The 14436-nt window shown below is 71.3% G+C and carries 16 protein-coding genes; 11 read left to right on the forward strand and 5 right to left on the reverse strand.

Translation table 11 applies throughout. The features are described 5' to 3' along the window. Positions 1-62: 62 nt before the first annotated feature. Complete coding sequence (locus VXC91_RS21950; protein WP_329509012.1) at positions 63-371, reverse strand: hypothetical protein; 309 nt, start codon at positions 369-371, stop codon at positions 63-65. Between the two features lie 164 nt (positions 372-535). On the opposite strand from VXC91_RS21950, the gene VXC91_RS21955 reads away from it, so the two are divergent. Then, positions 536-895, forward strand: a complete 360-nt coding sequence (locus VXC91_RS21955) for an arsenate reductase family protein (protein ID WP_329509013.1) — start codon at positions 536-538, stop codon at positions 893-895. Between the two features lie 136 nt (positions 896-1031). Then, on the forward strand, positions 1032-1712 hold the full coding sequence (locus tag VXC91_RS21960) for a hypothetical protein (protein WP_329509014.1): 681 nt from the start codon (positions 1032-1034) through the stop codon (positions 1710-1712). Positions 1713-1714: 2 nt separating this feature from the next. On the opposite strand, the gene VXC91_RS21965 is transcribed toward VXC91_RS21960, so the two are convergent. After that, the gene (locus VXC91_RS21965; protein WP_329509015.1) at positions 1715-2578 is read right to left on the reverse strand and encodes an alpha/beta fold hydrolase; all 864 of its coding nucleotides are present in this window, start codon (positions 2576-2578) and stop codon (positions 1715-1717) included. An 86-nt stretch (positions 2579-2664) separates the two neighbouring features. On the opposite strand from VXC91_RS21965, the gene VXC91_RS21970 reads away from it, so the two are divergent. The 6 genes from VXC91_RS21970 to VXC91_RS21995 all read left to right on the forward strand — a co-directional run bounded on the left by VXC91_RS21970 (position 2665) and on the right by VXC91_RS21995 (position 8247). Beyond that, the gene (locus VXC91_RS21970; RefSeq protein ID WP_329509016.1) at positions 2665-3150 is read left to right on the forward strand and encodes a MarR family transcriptional regulator; all 486 of its coding nucleotides are present in this window, start codon (positions 2665-2667) and stop codon (positions 3148-3150) included. Positions 3151-3292: 142 nt separating this feature from the next. Then, positions 3293-4321, forward strand: a complete 1029-nt coding sequence (gene glnII / locus VXC91_RS21975; protein ID WP_329509017.1) for a glutamine synthetase — start codon at positions 3293-3295, stop codon at positions 4319-4321. A gap of 159 nt (positions 4322-4480) precedes the next feature. Next, positions 4481-4603 carry a hypothetical protein gene (locus VXC91_RS21980; protein WP_329509018.1) on the forward strand — a complete coding sequence of 41 codons (123 nt, stop codon included), beginning with the start codon at positions 4481-4483 and terminating at the stop codon, positions 4601-4603. Between the two features lie 118 nt (positions 4604-4721). Beyond that, entirely contained in the window at positions 4722-5318 is a 597-nt protein-coding gene (locus VXC91_RS21985) for a winged helix-turn-helix domain-containing protein (RefSeq protein ID WP_329509019.1), read from the forward strand. A 70-nt stretch (positions 5319-5388) separates the two neighbouring features. Next, on the forward strand, positions 5389-6381 hold the full coding sequence (locus VXC91_RS21990; protein WP_329509020.1) for an NAD-dependent epimerase/dehydratase family protein: 993 nt from the start codon (positions 5389-5391) through the stop codon (positions 6379-6381). 378 nt (positions 6382-6759) lie between these two features. Next, positions 6760-8247, forward strand: coding sequence for a DUF1996 domain-containing protein (locus VXC91_RS21995; protein ID WP_329509021.1), 1488 nt, complete (start codon positions 6760-6762; stop codon positions 8245-8247). A gap of 83 nt (positions 8248-8330) precedes the next feature. Here the strand turns inward: VXC91_RS21995 and VXC91_RS22000 are convergent, their stop codons facing one another. Then, entirely contained in the window at positions 8331-8753 is a 423-nt protein-coding gene (locus tag VXC91_RS22000) for a hypothetical protein (RefSeq protein ID WP_329509022.1), read from the reverse strand. A 192-nt stretch (positions 8754-8945) separates the two neighbouring features. On the opposite strand from VXC91_RS22000, the gene VXC91_RS22005 reads away from it, so the two are divergent. The 3 genes from VXC91_RS22005 (at position 8946) to VXC91_RS22015 (ending at position 12395) form a co-directional block, all read left to right on the forward strand. Further along, positions 8946-9473, forward strand: a complete 528-nt coding sequence (locus tag VXC91_RS22005; RefSeq protein ID WP_329509023.1) for a tetratricopeptide repeat protein — start codon at positions 8946-8948, stop codon at positions 9471-9473. A gap of 122 nt (positions 9474-9595) precedes the next feature. Further along, positions 9596-11533, forward strand: coding sequence for a hypothetical protein (locus VXC91_RS22010; RefSeq protein ID WP_329509024.1), 1938 nt, complete (start codon positions 9596-9598; stop codon positions 11531-11533). Between the two features lie 172 nt (positions 11534-11705). After that, complete coding sequence (locus tag VXC91_RS22015; protein ID WP_329509025.1) at positions 11706-12395, forward strand: TetR/AcrR family transcriptional regulator; 690 nt, start codon at positions 11706-11708, stop codon at positions 12393-12395. Positions 12396-12412: 17 nt separating this feature from the next. Here VXC91_RS22015 and VXC91_RS22020 read toward each other — a convergent pair whose 3' ends face one another. Then, complete coding sequence (locus VXC91_RS22020; protein WP_329509026.1) at positions 12413-12769, reverse strand: 5-carboxymethyl-2-hydroxymuconate Delta-isomerase; 357 nt, start codon at positions 12767-12769, stop codon at positions 12413-12415. A gap of 27 nt (positions 12770-12796) precedes the next feature. Further along, the gene (locus tag VXC91_RS22025; protein ID WP_329509027.1) at positions 12797-14416 is read right to left on the reverse strand and encodes a SpoIIE family protein phosphatase; all 1620 of its coding nucleotides are present in this window, start codon (positions 14414-14416) and stop codon (positions 12797-12799) included. Between the last annotated feature and the right edge of the window lie 20 nt (positions 14417-14436).

A 14436-nucleotide genomic window follows, 5' to 3' on the forward strand; every position in this document is an offset into this window, starting at 1 on the left:
CGCCGCACCAGCAGCACCGGCGGCGGGTGCCCTCGCGTCGAGAGGGCACCCGCCGCCACGGCTCAACGGCTGTACCGCATCAGCGCCCGCACCATGTGGCACGTCGTGTCCGACGGCGGGTGCACTCCGATCCGTTCCGCCGTGCTCCGTATCGTCTCGTTGCGCGCCTGGTTCGCCACGTACACGCCGGAGTCGAGCAGGGCGATCGCGAGACGCATCGCCTTCAGGCGCCGGTTGTGCGTGACGTACCACTCGCGCGGCCGCCCCGGAGGGAGCGGGCGCTTCTCCACCGGCGCGTACGGCAGGTCCAGCGGGACCCGCCTGCGGGCGGTGGACTGGGTCGGCTTCGGCTTGGTTGCGGCAGCGGGCACGAGCATCCTCCTGTCGCGGTCGGGAGCCGTCCGGACACCCCGGCGACTCCCTCGAACACTGCTTCTATTCTACTGCCGCCCACTGACAAAAGCCGCTGGCCACAAGGGCTTTGGGCATGGTTGTGACACCGGTGAGAAGTGGTGTTTCGAGTACCGTGTGGGGCATGGAGATCTGGATCAATCCGGCCTGCTCGAAGTGCCGCAGCGCGCTCAACCTGCTCGATTCCGAGGGCGCCGACTACACGGTCCGCCGTTATCTGGAGGACGTCCCCACCGAGGACGAGATCCGGAACGTGCTGACGCGCCTCGGCCTCGAACCCTGGGACATCACCCGCACCCAGGAAGCCGACGCGAAGGAACTCGGCATGAAGGAGTGGGCGAGGGACGACGCGAACCGCGACCGCTGGGTGCGCGCGCTCGCCGAGCACCCCAGGCTCATCCAGCGGCCGATCATCACCGCCGACGACGGTACGGCCGTCGTCGCCCGTACGGATGATGCGGTACGCGACGCTCTGTCCCGATGAGCCACAACTCCCGTGTGACCCATGTTACTTCGGTGATGTCTGCAACCGCTGAGTAACCCCGTTCGGGATCTCGTACATAGCGGCGTACCTATCGCGACCGGCCGCCGTGGAAGGCGGCCGGGGACAGGAGGCGCGCATGTCGCGTAGGAGAACCCTCAGTCCCAAGAAGAAGATCGCGCTGGCGGTCGGCGCCGTCGCCGTGGCCGGCAGCGGGGCCTTCGCCCTCGCCGCCACCTCGAACGCGGCGAACGTGCAGAACGCGTCCAACTCGACGGTCTGCAAGGGGCTGGCCACCGCGCTCGGCAACAACCAGTCGTTCATCGCCGCCCAGAAGGCCGATCCGGACGCCCAGTCGGCGGCGCGGATCGCCAACCGCGAGGCGGTCGTCGCCCAGATCAAGGTCCAGCAGGAGGCCTCGGGCTGCCAGGTCGGGGAGTCCGTTCAGGCGGGCGGAGCGGCGCAGGCCGGCGGTGCCGCGCAGGCCGGGGGGTCGGCTCAGGACCCCCAGGCCTCGCAGGCCGCGGGCAACGCACCCGCGGCCCCCGCGGGCGACACCGGCAACGCCTCGGGCCAGCAGGTCTGCAAGGGCTCGACGGTGACGCTGTCCGGCGAGGGCGGTGCCCCTGCCGCATCCAGCAACCAGTTCCCGGCGGGCACGAAGCTGAAGGTCACCAACCTGGACAACAACAAGTCCACCACGGTGACGGTCACTTCGGTCTCCGGCAGTTGCGTGCTGCTCAACAACGCGGCCTTCGAGCAGGTCCGTGAGCCCGGCAAGTTCCTGATCCGCCGGGCCGTGATCGAGAAGGTGGGGTGAGGTCAGCCGCCCAGAAACTCCAGGAGGCGGCGGTTCGTGGCCGTCGGGTTGGTGTACGGCAGGGCGTGGTGAGACACCTCCGGCAGGACGTGGGTCTCCACGTCCTGCAGCAACTCGGCGGCTCGGGCGGCCACATGGAGGGGATCATGGGTCCTGCTGTTCGCGGCCACGAGCAGCAGGACCCTGGTACGCAGCGAGCGCAGCGCGGCGGCGCTCGGGCGTGGCCCCGTGACCGGGCGGGCCGTCGGGAAGCCGGCCGTCGTCTCCTGGAGCCGCAGCCACGCGGCCGGCGGCACCCCGCCCGTCTCCCACTCCAGGAAGGCCCGGATCCTGCGCGCGGTGGGGCGCAGGACCATGGGCAGGGCGTGCAGGAGGTAGCCGGCCCGGTATCCGGCGAAACACTGGGTCGGGTCGAGCAGGGCGAGGCGGGTGACGCGTCCCGGGGCGTGCAACGCGTAGTGAAGGGCGATCCAGCCGCCGTACGAGTGCCCGGCCAGGGCGGCCCGGCCGATCCCCAGCCCGTCGAGGACCGCGTCGAGCCAGGCCGCCAGGTCGGCGACGGTACGGACGGGGCGGCTCGGGTTGGGGACGCTGCGGCCGGCGTCACCGATCAGGTCGACGGCATGGACACGGAAGACACGGGACAGGGCGGCCGCGTTGGCGAACCAGGACGCCGAGGTCGCGCGACCGCCCGGCAGCAGGACGAGCGGGGGGCCGTCGCCGGGGCCGCAACTGTTCACCCGGGTGCTGCCGAAGTCCGTGGCGACAGTGCCTTGTCGGGTGTCGGCGGGCCACTGGGCGAGCACCTTGTCGTACGCCGCGTGGAAGTCGGTCGGGCCATGCGCCTCGTACACAGAGGAGTCCATGAGCCCTTATTCTCTCGCCCAGCAAGATAATTGACCAGCAAGACAATCGGCCGGCACGATGAATCAGGACGACGATCGGGGCGGGCATGGCGGACCGGGCTCACCAGGGACCCGAGATGGAGATCGTCCATCTCCTGCGTGCGGTGACCGTCGAACTCGGGCTGCACAGCGTCCGGTTCGCGAACCGCAACGGCATGCACCCGACCGACGTGCGCGCCCTGATCGCCCTCATGGACGCTTCGCGGGCCGGGAAGGAGATGACGGCGGGCCGCCTCGGCGCGCTCCTCGGGCTCAACTCCGCGGGCACCACGGCCCTGGTCGACCGGCTGGAACGGCTCGGGCACGTCCGGCGTGTGCGGGACGGGCGCGACCGGCGCCGGGTGCTCGTCGAGGTCGACGAGCGGGCGGTGGAGCTCGGGTGGGCGTCGTTCGCTCCGCTGATCGGACGGGCGGTGGAGTTGCTCGAGGGGTACGACGAGCGGGAACTGGCGGCGGTGCGGGGCTTCCTGGACGGCGTCCGAAGAGCCGCCGCGGACACCGACCTTGAGACACGGCTCACCGGCCCCGGGTAACACGGGGTTCACACATGGGCAACGGCCGGGAAACCGTCTGTTGACAGGCTGCCGGGCATCACCCGGCGCCCAGTGCCGCTGCGCCGCGCACCCGCAACGACTTCGACCGCTCGGTCGAGACCCACCCCGGAGGATGTGGCCCGTGACCTTCAAGGCTGAGTACATCTGGATCGACGGCACCGAGCCGACGGCCAAGCTTCGTTCCAAGACGAAGATCCTTGGTGACGACGCCAAGGGTGCCGAGCTGCCGATCTGGGGCTTCGACGGGTCCTCCACGAACCAGGCCGAGGGCCACGCCTCGGACTGCGTGCTCAAGCCGGTCTTCTCCTGTCCGGACCCGGTCCGCGGCGGCGACGACGTCCTGGTGCTGTGCGAGGTCCTCGACACGGACACGACCCCGCACCCCTCCAACACGCGTGCCGCGCTGGCCGAGGTCGCCGCGAAGTTCGCCGCCCAGGAGCCGATCTTCGGCATCGAGCAGGAGTACACCTTCTTCGACGGCGCGCGTCCGCTCGGCTTCCCCGAGGGCGGCTTCCCGGCCCCACAGGGCGGCTACTACTGCGGTGTCGGCGCCGACGAGATCTTCGGCCGTGAGATCGTCGAGGCGCACCTGGAGAACTGCCTGAAGGCTGGTCTGGGCATCTCCGGCATCAACGCCGAGGTGATGCCGGGTCAGTGGGAGTTCCAGGTCGGCCCGCTCGCCCCGCTCGACGTCGCGGACCAGCTGTGGGTCGCCCGCTGGCTGCTGTACCGCACCGCCGAGGACTTCGGCGTCTCCGCCACCCTCGACCCCAAGCCGGTCAAGGGCGACTGGAACGGCGCCGGCGCGCACACCAACTTCTCGACCAAGGCGATGCGCGGGCGCTACGACGCGATCATCACCGCGTGCGAGGCCCTCGGCGAGGGCTCCAAGCCGATGGACCACGTCAAGAGCTACGGTGCCGGCATCGACGACCGGCTGACGGGTCTGCACGAGACCGCCCCGTGGAACGAGTACTCCTACGGCGTCTCCAACCGCGGCGCCTCGGTCCGCATCCCCTGGCAGGTGGAGAAGGACGGCAAGGGCTACATCGAGGACCGCCGTCCGAACGCCAACGTCGACCCGTATGTCGTGACCCGTCTGATCGTCGACACCTGTTGCTCGGCGCTGGAGAAGGCCGGCCAGGTCTGATCGACGCACCACGGCTCCGAGGGGGCGCCCACCGGACGGTGGGCGCCCTTTCGCGCCGGCGGCGCTCCGTACGGCGTGCAGCGTCACGTTCACGGCAAGGAGCGTCCGACGGGTGAGAGGAGTCTCCTGCGGAGCGCGGTCGTCTGCTTCAATGGGGACATGACCGGCTTCCAGAAGCACAGCGCGACGGGTCGCCATGACCTCGAGCCCTTCTGGCCCTCCCGTCAGCACCACGACTTCGACCGGGTGTGTTGTCGCGCGTGGAACGCGCGGGCCCTCTGAAGCCGTAACCACCCGGCCTTCGGCCAGCGCGCACGACGTACGTCCACGACGACCCCGACCGGCATCGGCGGTCGTCGGCCTCCCCGACGAACTTCTCGCGCGAAAGAGCTGACCTCTCATGGCGACCACTCGTCCCCTTTCGACCGCCCCCCTCACCACCCCGACCGCGCCCGCGGACGGCTCGGCACGCCACCGGCTGCGTGCTGTCGCCCGCGACGAGGTCGTCGACATGGCGGGCTTCCTGCCGCCGGGCGCCACCTGGCTGCCGGTGCCCCAGCACTCCCTGCCCAGCCTGCCGGGCCGGCCGCCGATGGTCGGCTATCTGGTGATCGTTCCGGCCGACCAGCAGCCGCCGGTGCTGCCGGTCGCGGTGCCCGGCCACCAGGACGCCGCCCCGGCCGCCGACGGCGTAGGCCGCGGCGAGGGGCTCGTCCGCGTCGACACCGCGTGGCGCACCGCCACGGTCGACGGGCAGCCGCTCGACCTCACCTACCTGGAGTTCGAGCTGCTCGCGCACCTGGTCGCACACCCCCACCGGGTGCACACCCGGGACCAGTTGGTGACCACGGTGTGGGGCTACGACCATGTGGGCGACGGACGCACCGTCGATGTCCACATCGCGCGGCTGCGGCGCAAGCTCGGCGCCCAGCACCGCGGGGTGATCCAGACGGTGCGGCGGGTGGGCTACAAGTACGCGCCGCCCGCGGTCCGCTGACGCCTGCGGCCGATCTTCTGTCAGCAGATCGGGGTTCCGCCCCACGGGCCCGCCGGGCACAGTCGTCGGTATGAGACTTCTGATGCTGGGTGGAACGGAGTTCGTGGGGCGAGCCACCGTGGAGGCCGCCCTCGAGCGGGGCTGGCAGGTCACCGTCCTCAACCGGGGGCGGCACGGGACCGCGCCCGGGGTACGCGCGCTGCGGGGCGACCGGACCGCGCCCGGCGGGCTCGCGGCGCTGGCCGAGGGCGAGTGGGACGCCGTCGTCGACACCTGGTCGGCGGCGCCCCGGGCGGTGCACGAGACCGCGCGGCTGCTCGCCGGCCGCGCCGCCCGGTACGTGTACGTGTCCAGCTGCTCGGTGTACGCCTGGGCACCCGATCCCGGGTACGACGAGAGCGCGCCCCTGGTCGAGGGGGCCGCGGCGGACGCGGAGCGGACCGAGTACGCGCAGGACAAGCTGGGCGGCGAGCTGGCCGCGGTCGGGGCCTTCGGCCCCGAGAGGTCGCTGCTCGTGCGGGCCGGACTGATCCTCGGTCCGTACGAGAACGTCGGCCGGCTGCCGTGGTGGCTCGGCCGGACGGCCCGCGGCGGGCCGGTGCTCGCGCCCGGGCCGCGCGAACTGCCGCTGCAGTACGTCGACGTCCGGGACCTCGCTCAGTGGATCCTCGGTGCGGTGGAGCGGGAGCTCAGCGGGCCGTACAACCTCATGAGCCCGCAGGGCCACGCGACGATGTCCGAGCTGCTGGACGCCTGTGCACGGGTGACCGGGGGAACCGCGGAACTGCGCTGGACGGCGCCCGAGGTGATCCTCGGGGCCGGGATCGAGCCGTGGACGCAGCTGCCGGTGTGGGTGCCGCCGGGGGGCGACTATCACGCCGCCCTGCACGGTGCCGACGTGTCACGGGCGGTACGGGACGGGCTGCGGTGCCGGACGGTCGAGGAGACGGTGCGGGACACCTGGGAGTGGCTGCGGGGCCTGGACGGGGTCGCGCCGCGGCGGGAGGACCGGCCGCCGCTGGGACTCGACCCCGCAGTGGAGGCGAAGGTGCTCGGGCTCTGACCCGTATGCGAGGGTGCCGTCCGCTCCGTCGTACCGGAACGGGCAATGACGAAACAAATCTCCAACAATTTCGCCAAACCGGGCCATGGCGTTTTCCTGCGACGACAACGGCAGGTTCACGACCGCAGTCACCCATATGGATCACGGCCGGAAAAGACGGCACCGAACTCGATACTGAATCGAATTGAAAGTCATGAGGTTACCCCACTCAACTCTCGCTGAAACAGGGGCCTCTGTGCCCATTGCATCCGAAATGACCGCACGAACTTCCAAGTTCCTCTGAGAATTCTGAACGCCCCACGGGCCCCCTGCGTATGGGAGAGCACCGCTTCACCCCTGTCGGGCGCCTCCGCCCCGAAAGGAAGTCAGAGGAGTTCCATGGGACGCAACACACGAAAACGCCGTACGCCGCTGGCCACCAAGGCCATAGCCGCCTCGGCTGCCCTAGCGCTCGGTGGGGGCGGGCTGATCTGGGCGAACTACTACGCCTCGGCGGACGAGACGAACGCACAGAACAGCACCAAGGCCGCCACGGCTCAGGTGGCCACCATCACCTGCCCGGACGTGGGGCAGGAACTCACCGACGTGCCGGACCAGGCCCGTAGCGAGGTCGACGGCGAACTGGCCAACCTCGACCGCCAGATCACGGACGCCTACCAGCGTCTGGCGACCACACGGGACGCACAGGCGAGGGACTCGAGCTTCGTCCAGAACTCGATCCTCCAGCCGCTCAAGGAGCGGCGGCAGGTGATCATCGACCGCATCCAGTTGGAGATCAACCGGGTCGGCGGCAGCGCGCCCGACAGCCTGGACAACCTGGCCGGCTGCACCGGGGCCACCGCCGACCAGGCCGACACCAACGCCGGCCAGCAGCAGAGCACCAACGGCGGCCAGCAGCAGACCGGGGGCCAGAACGCCGGTCAGCAGCAGGGCAACGGCGGCCAGGCCGGCAACGGTCCGGTCGCAGCCGACTTCGTCGACATCACAAAGGTCCAGCGGAACGTCCAGGCGAAGCCGCAGCAGAGCCGCAACGCCTCGACCGGCACGTTCACCACACGGTGCGGTGTGAACGCCAACAAGAACCACAACACCGACAACGTGATCGTGGCGCCCGGTGTGGCCAACGGCGCGCACCATCTGCACGACTATGTCGGCAACCAGAAGGTCAACGCGTTCTCCAGCAACGACACGTTCCTGCAGGGCGGGACCAGCTGCCAGAACAAGAACGACCTGTCGTCGTACTACTGGCCGGTCGTCCGTGTCCAGGACGGCACGCAGGACTTCGACCAGAACGCGGACGGCGGCGGCAAGGAAGGCAACGTCGGCCGGATCCTGACGCCGGTGCAGGCCCAGATCAAGTACGTCGGCAGCCCGAGGGCCAAGGTCGTCGCGATGCCTCAGTTCCTGCGCATCATCACCGGTGACGCCAAGACCACCACCAACGGACCGGCGAACGCCAACGCGCACTGGAGCTGCACCGGCTTCGAGAACAAGGTCCAGCTGACGACGCAGTACCCGATCTGCCCGCAGGGCAGCAACGTGGTCCGCACGTTCGCCTTCCAGAGCTGCTGGGACGGCCAGAACATCGACAGCGCCAACCACCGTACGCATGTGGCCTTCGCCGACGCGAACGGCAACTGCCAGAACGGCTTCAAGGCCATTCCGCAGCTGACGATGCGACTGGTGTACAAGATCACGCCGCCGACCGTCCAGGACGGTGTGGTGAAGAACGCCTATGCGGTGGACGGCTTCCCGGAACAGCTCCACAAGCCGGCCACCGACCACGACGACTTCATCAGCGTCACGACCGGCGGTCTGGCGAACAAGATCGTCAACTGCCTCAACCGCGGCCAGCGGTGCCAGTGACCGATTGAACCGTTGATCCACTGCAGAAGGCCGGTGGCGGGATCCCCCGCCACCGGCCTTCTGCGTGTCCGCCGCGGCGCGGCTCAGCCGCTGTGCCCGGCGTGGGCGTGGTGGTCCGTCCCGATCTCCACCTCACCGCCCAGCGTGCCGCGCAACGCCTTGACCACTCCGTCGTCGCCCACGGCCACCCACTTGCGGCCCACGAGGTAGTAACCGCCGTAGTCCTTGGCGTCGTTGATCCAGTCACGCTGCCCCCGGTCGGTGGCGAAGGTGGCCAGCACGAACTTGCCGTCGGAGTTGTTGCAGATGGCCTGACGGATCTCGTCGGCGTCCGTCTGGATGTTCGGCTTGCACTGCACGTCCGCGGCCAGGTCCTCCAGGCTGCCGGTCGCGGTCGCCGGGATCTTGCGCTGGGCGTCATCCGGCCCTCCCGACCCGGCACACCCGGTCAGCACCAGCAGGGCGACGGCCGCACCGGCCGTCAGCATCTCGCGCGTCCACCTCATGTGTTCCTCCGGTCGTCCTGGCCCATGCCGCTGGGAGCCCTCGCAAGGGCCCTGCCTTTCCCTACGGCTGCGGCGCGCTCCATGCTCAATGGCACCGACAGTCGTCCCCTCCGGAATCACGCGAAATCCGGTGCCCGGATCGGCACGCCTGTGCGAGGGTGAGCAGCCTGAACACCGGGGCGAGGGGCAAGCATGAGCACGCAGGACTGGGAGCAGCGCGTGGCCGCCGCCTGGGCGGCCTTCGAGGACCACACCAGGACGGCACCCGACGCCGGCTCCGCCCGGAGTGCCGCGGACTTCCGCGCGGTGATCGACGCCCTGGTCGCCGAACTGCCCGAGGACAGCCCGCTCGGGCCCTTCGAGCGGGCCTGCGCCTGGGACTCGACGGGCCACTCGGACACGGCGGTGCCGCTGTACCGGGAGGCGCTGGCACGCGGCCTCGACGGGTACCGCGGACGCCGGGCGAAGATCCAGTTGTCCAGTTCGCTGCGGAACATCGGGCAGGCCGAGGAGGGCGTCAAGCTGCTCACCCCCGAACTCGACGCGCCCTCCGACGAACTGGACGACGCCGTACGCGGCTGCCTGGCCCTGTGCCTGTCCAGCCTGGGCCGTGACCGCGAGGGCCTGTCCCTGGTGCTCGGCGCGCTCGCGCCTCATCTGCCGCGCTACCAGCGCTCGATGGCGAACTACGCGCGCCTGTTGGTCGAACCGGAAGCCTGAGCGTCCCGTTCGGCCCGCTCGCGGACCCGGGCACGGGACGCCTGCGCCCTGTGCCGAAGGGGCGCCCGGGGGCCGAGCCCTCGTCCAGGTGACCAACCACCGTCCCGCTCGTTTTGCCGGACGTGCAGTCACAGGATGTCGCCTCGCGCACAACTCCCGTCTCCGGGCCGGTCGTCGACATCGAGCAGGCCGAGGCCGCGCTCGTCGAGCACTATCCCCGGCTCGTCCGGCTCGCCTATCTGGTGCTGCCACCGGGCCTCGGCCGCACCCGGCGGGTGCTGACCGCACACGCCCTCGTCCAGCGGGCGCTGCCCCGCGGGCGCGCCTCCGCCTCTGTGATCCCGGCCCAGGCCACGGAAGCCGACGGCTCGGGGGACGCCCGCGGCGGCGACCCCGGGTACTCCCTGCTGCGCCTCCAGGTGGTGCGTACGGCTCTGGAGGCGGGCCGTCCGCTGAAGCGCGCGGCCTGGCCCAAGCGGTCGCAGCTGCCTCCCCTGTTTCCCCAGGTATGGGGACTGAGGCTCTTCCCGCGCTCGGGCGGCGCCGACGAACTCGCCCTGGACCAGCGTCTGTCCACGCTGTCCGGGCCGGGCCGCGCCGCCTATGTGCTGCGCGGTCTGGAGCGCCTCCCCGAGGACGGCGTGCGCAAGGTGCTGGCCGCGGCGGGTGTCAGCCGCCCGACGGCCGCCCTTCGCGAGGCCTCGCGCGTGCCGAGGCAGGACGCGCTGCTCGAGTCCCCCGAGTTCGACCCGTGCTCGTTGCAGGCGCGGCCGACCGATCTGATGCGGCGCAGACAGCACACCAAGGCCGCGCTCGCCGCCGCGGGCGCCGCAGTGGTGTGCGGCGCGCTGCTCGCCCTGCCGAGCGGCGGCTGGGGCCCGGACGGCGCGGCCGCCCCGTCGTATGCGCAGAACCCGGCCGCCCAGGCGATCCTGGACCCGGCCAAGGTCACTAAGGTGCCGCCCGCCGCCTGGCAGACATCGGCACGCACCGACTTCTCCGTGTGGCCCGCGCGCGGCGGCCTCACCGGGGACAGGGCACTGCTGCGCCGTGCCCTTGCCGTCTGGGCGCGGCCCGGCGGGTCCGTCCAGGTCTCCGCGACCCCGGGCACCCCGTCGGGCGCCCCGGCCGGACCGCCGCAGTTGCTGTACGCCGGACGCGTCGACGCCGCACGCGTGGTGATCTTCTACGACGGTCTGCGCATCGCCCGCTACGCCGAACCGACCAACGGCACGGACGGAGCCGCGCTCGACTTCGCCCGGGTCGACGCGGCCGACGGTGCCGAGGCGGAGGCGGTCGTCCTGCACCGCGCCGACGGCAACGTCCGCTATCTGACGGCGCCTTGGGTGACCGGGGCTGCCGAGCGGGACCTGCTCAAGCCGTCGTCCGGGACGGTGGACCTGGGCCCCGCCGACGGGGTGACCGCGCCGCTGGCCGGTCCGGCCGAGCGAACCGGCTCGTGCCCGTCGTGGAACGTGCTGCAGCTGACCGACGATTCGGGCACCCGGCTGCTGACCGACCTCGGGGAGCTGACCCCGGCGCATCTCACCGTGGGCCGGCCGGCCGCGCCCGGTGAGGCGTCCGGGACGGAGGCACTGCGCATCTGGTCTCCGTTCGCCTGCTCGCTGGCGACGGTACGGTCACAGGGCGTGCGGTCCGTCAACGCGTGGGAGTACGCGCGGCAGAAGCTGCCGGACGGGTCCGGGTCCGCTGCCTGGGTGTGCACACGGGCCGACACCTGGCGGGGGGACGGGCCGCGGGTGCTGGCGCAGTTCCACACGCCGGGCGGGCGGTACGGGGCGGTCGCGGCCAAGGCCGAGGGCGTCGCCGCGTGCGGCACGAAGGATCCCCATGTGCTGGCGGGGGTGTTGTGGAAATCGGCGGAAGGGCTCTGGTACCTGCTCGCCGCGGGGAGTCGGGACACCACGTCGGTCCGGGCGACCGGCGGGGTGACCGGTTCGGCGGACGGAAGCCTGCTGGCGGTACGGGCGACGCAGGGTGCCCAGGCCGGGCTGAAGGGGACTCTCGACGACGGCAGGACGATCAGCGGACTTCGCTGAGCACGGCCCGCGGGGCGCCTGAGGTGAGTGCGTCCCGGAGGCCGCCTGCGGTGCTGGAGCAGGGGTTGACGCCTGTGCCGTGGGTGCCTGGCGAGAAGATCGTGCTGAATGTGTGAACGGCCATGGCCGCTGGAACCCGTTCGGGGCCGGATCCGATCGGTAAGGTGTTCTCATGACAACCGGGGTACGCCGCAGAATGGGAGTCGAGGAGCGGCGGCAGCAGTTGATCGGCGTCGCGCTCGAACTGTTCAGCCAGCGCTCCCCCGACGAGGTCTCCATCGACGAGATAGCGTCGGCCGCAGGCATCTCGCGGCCGCTGGTCTATCACTACTTCCCCGGCAAACTCAGCCTCTACGAAGCGGCGTTGAAGCGCGCCTCCGAGGAACTGTCGACCCGGTTCGTGGAGCCGCAGGAGGGCCCGCTGGGCGCACGACTGCTGCGTGTGATGCACCGGTTCTTCGACTTCGTCGACGAACACGGCCCCGGTTTCTCGGCGTTGATGCGCGGCGGCCCCTCCGTCGGCTCGTCGCGGACGAACGCGCTCGTGGACTCGGTACGGCAGTCCGCCTATGTCCAGATGCTTGCGCACCTGGGGATCCCGGATCCGCCGGCGCGCCTCGAACTGGTGATCCGTTCGTGGATCTCGCTCGTCGAGTCGACGGCACTGATCTGGCTGGACGGGCGCCGGATCCCGCGCCGCGAGCTGGAGGTCAAGCTCGTGCACGACTTCGCGGCGCTGTCGGCGGTGAGCGCCGCCCACGACGACGAGATGGCGAAGCTGCTGCGGCGCGTGCTGAAGAACGAGCCGGGCGAGGGGCCTTTCGGCGACCTGGTCGCCCGGCTGATCTCCCTGGCGTCCTGACGGATGTTCTGACAGCATCAGCTCTCGGATTTGCGGTACGACGGGTCGAGGTCCCGCACCTCGGCGGACAGGTGCAGGGCGAGTCCCCCTGCCGGCTTCACATGCCGCCGCAGCAGCTCCAGCGTCGCCTCGGTGAGCCTCACCCTGGTGTCGTCGCTGCGTCCGGCCAGCAGCCCCAGGGTGACGTGCACGACCGCGTGCCCGTCCGGGTCGGCGCCGACCGTGGTGTCCTCGGTGCGTCGGAACTGCGTCTTGCACGCCTCGATCCGCGCGGCCGCGATCTCGACCACCTCGGCGTGCAGCGCCGGCGCGAACGCGCGCCGGTCGAAGGAGTCCTCCAGCGTTGCGGAGTAGTCGACGGTGATCTGCGGCATGGCACTCCTGTTCTACGGCGGGCGCCCTCACCCTAGCCCCGCGCTCCCCAGCCGCAGCGCCAGGAGTGCGATGTCGTCCTCACGGTCATGGCCGAAGCGGCGCAGCAGTGTGTCGCACAGCGTGGCCACGCCGGGCGGGGCGTCGGCCGCGGCCGTACGCAGGTGTTCCATGGAGACGGCCAGATCGGTGCCGCGGTTCTCGATGAGTCCGTCGGTGACCATGAGCAGCCGGTCCGCGGGGCCCAGCACCGCCTCGGTCGGTGGCGGCCGGTCCAGGCCGAGTCCGAGCAACGGACCGTCGGCGCGGGCGTACTCGGCGGTGCCGTCCTCGTGCACGACCAGCGGCGGGATATGGCCCGCGTTGGCGATGCGCACGCGCCCACTGTCCGGATCGACCAGGACCAGACAGACGGTGGCGGTGACATCCGGGTGGAAGTGCTGCAGCAGCCGGTCGAGCCGCCGTGCCAGGCTCCGCGGGTCCGGGTTCTCGACGCAGTAGGCGCGCAGCGCGTGCCGGAGCTCCACCATGACGGTGGCGGCGTCCAGCGAGTGCCCCGCGATGTCGCCCACCGCGGCGAGCACTCCGTGCGAGGTGTTCAGCGCCGCGTAGAAGTCGCCGCCGATCTCGGTCTGCCGGGAGGCGGGCACATAACGGACGACCGTCTCGACGCCCTGTACCTCGGGCGCCTCCTGGGGCAGGAAGCTGTGCTGCAGGGTGAGCGCGACATGGCGCTCCACCTGGTACATGAGCAACGCCTCCGCGGCGAGCGCCGTGGCCTGGGCGAGCCGGGCGACCAGCGGGTCGCCGTCGTCCGTCGGGCCCCGCGCGGGCACGGCGAGGCAGACGGCGGGCTTGCCCTCCTGGCTGCGTGCCACCACCACGCGCGCGTCCTCGGGCTTGCCTGGCCGCAGGAAGCCCGCAGGCCACAGCGGATACGGCACCACCGTGCCGCGCGCCCCGGTGTGCCCGGCGAACAGGCCGCGGATCAGCCGGGCGACCGCCTCGTTGGCCTCGGAGTCCGGCAGCGAGGCGCGCGCCCGGGACGGGGACAGGCCCCGGTAGAGCTCGCCCTCCTCGCCGAGCACGAAGACCACCGCGGGCGAGCCGGTGAGCCGGGCGGTGCCCTCGGCGGCGGCCTGGACCAGTTCCTTCATGCACCGCGCCGCGTGCACGGAGACGATCGTCTCGGACAGCAGCCTCAGCCGCCGCGCCAGCGCCTCCGCGCCGGTCCGCATCCGGGCACTGCGCACGGCGGCCCGTACGACGGCCTGGATCTCCTCGGGCTCGGCCGGCACCGACAGATACGCCTCGCCGCCGGAGTCCAGCCCCCGGCACCGGAATTCGGGCCCGTCGGAGACGGCCGAGAAGTGCACCACCGGGAGCGCGGCGGTGGTGGGCGAGGACTTGAGCCTGCGGCACAGTTCGAAGCCGCTCATGTCCGGCAGGCCCACGTCGACGAGGGCGACGTCGGGCAGGGTGCCTTGGCGCAGCCGTAAGCCGAGTTCGGTCAGTGCCTCGCCGCCGCTGGCGACGGGCACCACGCGGTGCCCCGCCCGGCGGAGCACCGCACCCAGCGCATAGCTGCTGGCGTGCACGTCGTCGACCACCAGCACGGTGGACCCCGTCTGTTTGCCGTTGCCGTCCATGTGAGCCGCCCCTCGGCGCA

It is taken from the genome of Streptomyces chiangmaiensis (assembly GCF_036281785.1).
Taxonomy (GTDB): domain Bacteria; phylum Actinomycetota; class Actinomycetes; order Streptomycetales; family Streptomycetaceae; genus Streptomyces; species Streptomyces chiangmaiensis.

Bases quoted from the DNA above. Each gene is read 5' to 3' on its own strand.
- VXC91_RS21980 (WP_329509018.1), top strand. From the start codon at position 4,481: ATGACCGGCTTCCAGAAGCACAGCGCGACGGGTCGCCATGACCTCGAG.
- VXC91_RS22005 (WP_329509023.1), top strand. From the start codon at position 8,946: ATGAGCACGCAGGACTGGGAGCAGCGCGTGGCCGCCGCCTGGGCGGCC.
- VXC91_RS22000 (WP_329509022.1), bottom strand. From the start codon at position 8,753: ATGAGGTGGACGCGCGAGATGCTGACGGCCGGTGCGGCCGTCGCCCTG.
- VXC91_RS21985 (WP_329509019.1), top strand. From the start codon at position 4,722: ATGGCGACCACTCGTCCCCTTTCGACCGCCCCCCTCACCACCCCGACC.
- VXC91_RS21965 (WP_329509015.1), bottom strand. From the start codon at position 2,578: ATGGACTCCTCTGTGTACGAGGCGCATGGCCCGACCGACTTCCACGCG.
- VXC91_RS21995 (WP_329509021.1), top strand. From the start codon at position 6,760: ATGGGACGCAACACACGAAAACGCCGTACGCCGCTGGCCACCAAGGCC.
- VXC91_RS21990 (WP_329509020.1), top strand. From the start codon at position 5,389: ATGAGACTTCTGATGCTGGGTGGAACGGAGTTCGTGGGGCGAGCCACC.
- VXC91_RS21955 (WP_329509013.1), top strand. From the start codon at position 536: ATGGAGATCTGGATCAATCCGGCCTGCTCGAAGTGCCGCAGCGCGCTC.
- VXC91_RS21960 (WP_329509014.1), top strand. From the start codon at position 1,032: ATGTCGCGTAGGAGAACCCTCAGTCCCAAGAAGAAGATCGCGCTGGCG.
- VXC91_RS22025 (WP_329509027.1), bottom strand. From the start codon at position 14,416: ATGGACGGCAACGGCAAACAGACGGGGTCCACCGTGCTGGTGGTCGAC.
- VXC91_RS21970 (WP_329509016.1), top strand. From the start codon at position 2,665: ATGGCGGACCGGGCTCACCAGGGACCCGAGATGGAGATCGTCCATCTC.
- VXC91_RS22020 (WP_329509026.1), bottom strand. From the start codon at position 12,769: ATGCCGCAGATCACCGTCGACTACTCCGCAACGCTGGAGGACTCCTTC.
- VXC91_RS22015 (WP_329509025.1), top strand. From the start codon at position 11,706: ATGACAACCGGGGTACGCCGCAGAATGGGAGTCGAGGAGCGGCGGCAG.